General features: G+C 64.1%; 6 protein-coding genes. 3 read left to right on the top strand and 3 right to left on the bottom strand.

Annotated features, from left to right (window positions below; all coding sequences use genetic code 11):
• The first annotated feature begins 1 nt into the window (after position 1).
• From VBE63_RS23635 to VBE63_RS23625, 3 genes are all read left to right on the top strand, one after another.
• Positions 2-1231: a bifunctional alpha/beta hydrolase/OsmC family protein gene (locus VBE63_RS23635; protein ID WP_323685472.1), complete on the top strand. Its 1230-nt coding sequence runs from the start codon at positions 2-4 to the stop codon at positions 1229-1231.
• Positions 1232-1297: 66 nt separating this feature from the next.
• Complete coding sequence (locus VBE63_RS23630; protein WP_323685471.1) at positions 1298-2011, top strand: VWA domain-containing protein; 714 nt, start codon at positions 1298-1300, stop codon at positions 2009-2011.
• 23 nt (positions 2012-2034) lie between these two features.
• The gene (locus VBE63_RS23625; RefSeq protein WP_323685470.1) at positions 2035-2880 is read left to right on the top strand and encodes a molecular chaperone DnaJ; all 846 of its coding nucleotides are present in this window, start codon (positions 2035-2037) and stop codon (positions 2878-2880) included.
• A gap of 224 nt (positions 2881-3104) precedes the next feature.
• Here VBE63_RS23625 and VBE63_RS23620 read toward each other — a convergent pair whose 3' ends face one another.
• From VBE63_RS23620 to VBE63_RS23610, 3 genes are all read right to left on the bottom strand, one after another.
• Positions 3105-4133, bottom strand: coding sequence for a peptidoglycan -binding protein (locus tag VBE63_RS23620; RefSeq protein ID WP_323685469.1), 1029 nt, complete (start codon positions 4131-4133; stop codon positions 3105-3107).
• 37 nt (positions 4134-4170) lie between these two features.
• Positions 4171-5094: a flagellar motor protein MotA gene (locus tag VBE63_RS23615; RefSeq protein WP_323685468.1), complete on the bottom strand. Its 924-nt coding sequence runs from the start codon at positions 5092-5094 to the stop codon at positions 4171-4173.
• Between the two features lie 209 nt (positions 5095-5303).
• On the bottom strand, positions 5304-5936 hold a 633-nt coding region (locus VBE63_RS23610; RefSeq protein ID WP_323685467.1), incomplete at its 5' end, for an amidohydrolase family protein.

Genomic DNA, 5936 nt, shown 5'->3' with positions numbered 1-5936 from the left:
GATGGCGCGCATCCGGTTCGATTTTAACAACCCCGAGGGCCATCGGCTCGCGGGACTGCTAGAGACGCCGCCGGCGGGCGTCGAGACGCAGCGCTATGCGCTGTTCGCGCACTGCTTCACCTGCGGGAAGGATCTCGCGGCGGCAACCCGGATCAGCCGTGCCCTGGCGGCGCGCGGCATCGCGGTGTTGCGTTTCGATTTCACCGGTCTCGGCAATAGCGATGGCGACTTCGCCAACACCAGCTTTTCGTCGAATGTCCAGGATCTGCTCGCGGCAGCGGCGGCGCTTGAGACTGAGTATGCGGCGCCAGCGCTGCTGATCGGCCATAGCCTGGGCGGTGCCGCCGTGCTCGCCGCCGCTGGGCGCCTGCCGTCGGTCGAGGCGGTGGTAACGATCGCCGCGCCGGCGACGCCGGATCATATCGAGCACCTGTTCAGTGGTGTGCGCGGTGAGATGGAGTCGACGGGCGAGGCTGAGGTCCAGGTGGGTCGACGCCGGTTTCGTATCCGTCGCCAGTTCCTTGACGACCTCCAGCAGTATGCCGATGCGGAGCATATCCGCCGGCTGAAGCGCCCGCTGTTGGTGTTCCATTCGCCCGTCGATGAGATCGTTGAGGTTGAGGAGGCGGCTAAGATCTACCATGCGGCACTGCATCCGAAGAGCTTCATCTCGCTCGATCGGGCCGATCATCTGCTGACCGACCGAGAGGATTCCGAGTACGTCGCGGAGACGTTGGTGGCCTGGGCGAGCCGTTATCTAGGGCTGCATCGCCATCAGGAGGAGGCCGGCGCTGGCACTGCGCCCAAGGTGAAGTCCGGCGAGGTGCTGGTGACCGAGCGTGATCAGGCCTTTTTGCGTGGACTCTATGCGGCGCGGCATCAGTTGCTGGCGGACGAGCCAGAAACGGCGGGCGGCACGGATCTGGGGCCGAATCCGTATGAATTGCTGCTGATGGCCTTAGGCGCCTGTACCTCGATGACGCTGCGCATGGTGGCGAGCCGGAAACGTCTGGCGCTGGATGACATTGAGGTGCGGCTTCGGCATCAGGAGCTTCCGGCCGCAGAGGGCGCTCGGCAGGGTCCGCAGCAGATTGTGCAGCGGATCACGCTGGTGGGTGCGCTCAGCGAGCGGGAGCGTGCGCTGCTGCTGGAGATCGCCGAACGCTGCCCGGTGCATCGGACGCTCGTGCATTCTCAGCTGCAGATCGTCACCGAGGGCGATGAGCCCTGATTTCCGAACCATTGACCCTCAATTGACCTTCAATTGACCCTCAATTTAGCGGAACAGCCGAGGACGATGAAACGCTCGCGAACAGACCTGAAAACGACCTCGAGCCGGAGTGAGGTTGATGCCTTCCTGGAACAGGTGGCGGCGGCGCCGAAGCGGGCGCCGTCGGGTGCGCGCGGGCGGCTGATCTTTTCAATGGACGCGACCGCGAGCCGTGAGCCGAGCTGGGATCAGGCCGCCAGTCTGCAGGCGGCGATGTTCCAAGAGACGAACGACTTGGGTGGACTGGATGTGCAGCTCGTCCATTACCGGGGGTTTCAGGAGCTTCACGCCTCGCCTTGGTGCGGTCAGGCTGATCAACTCTTGCCGCGGATGACCGCGGTGCGCTGCGCGGCTGGCATCACCCAGATCGGTCGCGTACTCGATCACGCCATCGCTGAAACCGAGCGCAAGCGCGTCAATGCGCTGGTCTTCGTCGGTGATTGCGTCGAAGAGCCGCTCGATGGTCTTGCGGGGCGGGCGGGCCAGCTCGGCTTGCTCGGTGTGCCGGCCTTCCTGTTCCAGGAAGGGCGCGACCCGACCGCCGAGCGGGCGTTAAAGGAGATTGCGCGTCTCAGTGGCGGCGCCTGGTGTCCGTTCGACGCCTCGAGTCCAGGCACCCTGAAGGACCTTCTCAGTGCGGTAGCGGTCTATGCCGCTGGCGGCCGCAAGGCCTTGGCTGACTTCAGTCGTCGGCGCGGTGGTGATGTCCCGCGGCTGACCCAGCAGCTGAGAGGCGGGTAAATGATAATCATCGAGTCTGAGCAATGGCGCGGTTGCTGATCCTGCTGATCATCGTCGGTGGTCTGTTGTGGTTTCTCTACTGGTTTAGCCGCACGCCAGCGACGCAGGTTGCGCGCGTGCTGCGCCGCGCCGCGCTCTGGGGTGGCATTGGGCTGCTCCTGATCGCCACCCTCAGCGGGCGCCTGAATCCGATCTTTGCAGCCTTGGCAGCGGCGATTCCAGTCGGCTTTCGCATCCTCAATCTGCTGCACATGCTGCCGATGCTGCAACGGCTGCTGCGCTCGCTTGGGCTCGGTGGTCTGGCTGGGGGCCTGCCTGGTGGTGGCCTTGGCGGCGGACTTGGCGGTGGTCTCGGTGGCGCGGCAGGCGCCGGCGGCAAGCGCGGACAGCGCTCCGCCATCCGCACCCGCTATCTAGCGATGAGCCTCGATCATGAGAGCGGCGCGATGGATGGCGAGGTGCGTGAAGGTCCATTCCAGGGCCGACATCTCTCCGAGCTGGTCCTCGACCAACTGCTGCGCATGCTGGAGCTCTATCAGGACGACGATGAGCAGTCGGCGGCTGTGCTAACAGCCTATCTGGAGCGCGAACATCCGGATTGGCGCGAGCAGGCTGCCGAGGGCGATGCGGATCGCGATGGGGATGCTCGCGATGGGCGTAAGGCGTCCGGCGCGGGCGGGCAGGGCATGACGCGCGACGATGCCCTGGCCATTCTTGGTCTCGACGTGGGGGGCGGGACCGCGCCAGAGCCCGAGCAGATTCGCGCCGCGCATCGTCGCCTGATGCAAAAGCTGCATCCAGATCGTGGCGGTTCTGACTACCTGGCGGCGCAGATCAACGCGGCCAAGGCGCTGCTGCTTGGCGACTGAACGAGCGCTACACTCAATGCGAGTGCGCGGCTTCTGTCTAACCAAAAAAGCGGTTTAACCTAAAAAGAGCATTTCAACCGCAGATTACGCAGATTAACGGAGATATTTCAATACATTGCAGATGATCATTGCTTCACCTGCTGGGCAGCCTTATTAGACCTGCTAAAACCTTGTTTTAAATTATTTTAATCTGTGCAAATCTGCGTCATCTGCGGTTTATAGGTTTAAGGACTGGTGAGTTTGATCTCGATACGTCGGTTACGGCGATTGGCCGCAGCGTCATCGCCTTCGACCGCGGGGCGATGTTCGCCGAAGCCGGCGGCGACCATGCGCTCGGGCGCAAGGCCGCGGCTGGCGAGGAACTCGACCACCGACAGCGCGCGCGCGGTCGAGAGCTCCCAGTTCGAGGCGTAGCGGTGGCCCTCGCGCAGCGGCTGCGGGTCGGTGTGACCGTCGATACGGAGCACCCAGTCGATCTCATCGGGGATCAGCTTGGCCACCTCGAGCAAGGTCTCGGCAAGCTGCTCGAGCTGCGTGCGACCAGCCGGATTCAGAGCCGCTTCGCCGGACGGGAACAGCAGCTCGGACTGGAACACGAAGCGATCCCCGGTGATGCGGACATCGGGAGTCTCGCCCAGCGCCTCCTTCACGCGACCGAAGAACTCAGAGCGATAGCGCTCGAGTTCGTTGACCTGTCGCGCGAGCGCTAGGTTCAGGCGCTCGCCGAGATCAGTGATCTCTGCGGCCTGCTCAGCCTTGTCGCGCTCAGCGGCCGCCAGTGCCCCGGCAACCTCCTGCAGTTGGGTGCGCAAGGCGGCGATCTGCAGATTGAGCAGGGCGACCTGATCGCGCTGCTCGGCGGTCAATTCCTGTTCTTGCGCGAGCGCTTCTTGCTGCGAGGCGACCAGGGCATCCAGTGCGAGCAGACGCAGCTGGTCCTGATCGCGGGCCGCGGCCAGACTGTCTCGCTCGTCGGTGACCTCGGCTAGTTGTTCCGAGAACAGGGTCACTTGCGCGTTCAGCGCCTCGGCGCGCTCTTCGCTGAGGCCCAGCGCCTCGCTGACCTCGGCGAGTCGGTTGCTGAGCAGATCCAGTGCGAACTCCTGATCCGAGACCACCTGGCGCAGCAGGAACTGCGCCAGCGTGAAGATCAGCAGCACGAAGATCACCACCATCAACAACGCCGAGAGCGCGTCGACGTAGCCTGGCCAGACGTTGATGGTGCGGGAGCTGCGGCGGATTCCTGTGAACACTGGGTTTTAAGTGGTTAGTGGTTAGTGGTTAGTCGGGTTAGCGCTTGCGGGTGTCAGCAGCCTCTGCTGTCGCATCGGTCGCATCGGTCGCATCGGGGGCTGGCGCTGGTGAGCCTGCCTGGGCGGTGAGTAGGGCTTCGAGGACTTGCCGCTGGGCGCGGAGCTCGTCGAGCAAGGCGGCTGTGTCGGCGTTGGTTGTGGTGGTGTTGCTGGTGGTCTCGACGACGCGAACGGGTGAGTGGTTTGTTGCGCCGCCCATCTCGGGCTCGTCGATCAGCTGCGTCAGTCCTGAGAGCCATTCTTCGAGGTCGTTGAAGAAGCGGTTCTGCGCGTGCCCGGCTTGTAGGTCTAGGAAGCCGAGGATCAGCGAGCCGCCGAGACCGAAGAGCGAGGAGCTGAAGGCGGTGCCCATGCCGGCGAGCGGCGCTTCGAGTCCGGTCTTCAGGGTCGAGAAGACCTCGTCGACCGCGCCGCCGGAGACATCCAGCCCGGCGATGACCTGGCCGACCGAGCCGACGGTATCTAGCAGGCCCCAGAAGGTGCCGAGCAGGCCGAGGAAGATCAACAGCCCGATCACATAGCGCGAGATCTCGCGCGACTCGTCGAGTCGCGAGCGGATGCCGTCGAGGACGGTGCGCAGCGACAGTGCCGAGAGCCGGAAGCGATCCTTGCGTCGCCCGTGCAGATGGCGCGCCAGCGGCTTCATCAGCCGTGGATGCTCTTCCAGCAACTCGATATTGCCGGTGCGGAAATGCCTGATCCAGGCGATCTCTGGATGCAGAGCCAAGACCTGCTGCAGGTTGATGATGAGTCCGATGGCGAGCACGCCGAGGATCAGGCTGTTGAAGCCCCAGTTGGCGAGAAAGGCGTCTTGGAGCGGCACGAAGAGAACAGCGACCAGAGCGCCGACCAGCGCCAGGTAGACCGCCATCCAGAAGAGTGAATGATTTGGATTACTCATGGCCGTGAGCTTAGGCTATTTCTGTTTAAGCTCATACCGTCTTGCTGGTCTTTTCGCTCGCCTTCCGCGTCGCGTTGCTGACCACAGAGTCTGGCCACAGAGTCTGGCCATGTTCCCGACGACGCTTCCGATGACATTCCCGACGACGCTCCTTGAGAAGGCAAGCAAAGATCCTGCATGGATCAGGGCGAGCTTTTCCGGCAACCGCCCTAGCTGCTGTGCTCCACGATGCGATCGCGCCAGCGTTGGGCGGCGGCGAGGATGTTGCCCGGCTCTAGGGTGAGGGGTTCGCCGTTGCGGATCATCTGGCGGCCCGCGATCCAGACGTGCTGGACCTGGTTGCTGCTGGCTGCGTAGACCATCTGTGAGCAGGCATGGTAGAGCGGTTGCGTATGCGGATTGCCAAGATCGACCGCAACCACATCCGCCGCCTTGCCGACCTCCAATGAGCCGGTCTCGTCGTCGATCCCGAGCGCCTTGGCACCGTTCAGGGTCGCCATGCGTAAGGCGGTTTCGGCGGGAACCGCCGCGGCGGAGCCGGCGACCCCTTTCGCCAGCAGCGCTGCCGTTCGCATCTCGGCGAGCAGGTTGAGATCATTGTTGCTGGCGGCGCCATCGGTGCCGAGGGCGACATTCACGCCGGCATCCAACAGGTCCGCGACGCGGCAGAATCCACTTGCCAGCTTCAGATTCGATTCGGGGCAGTGCACCACATGCGCGCCGCTCGCGGCCACGCGGGCGATCTCTTCGTCCTCCAGCTGCGTCATGTGCACGGCGATCAACTGCGACCCCAGGAGGCCAAGCCGCTCCAATCGCGCCAGCGGCCGCTCGCCGTGCGTGCT

This window comes from Lamprobacter sp. (assembly GCF_034860625.1).
In the GTDB taxonomy this organism is placed as follows: Bacteria; Pseudomonadota; Gammaproteobacteria; order Chromatiales; family Chromatiaceae; genus Lamprobacter.
The sequence above is the reverse complement of the archived record's forward strand: the minus strand, read 5'-3'. Positions and strand labels throughout refer to the sequence as shown.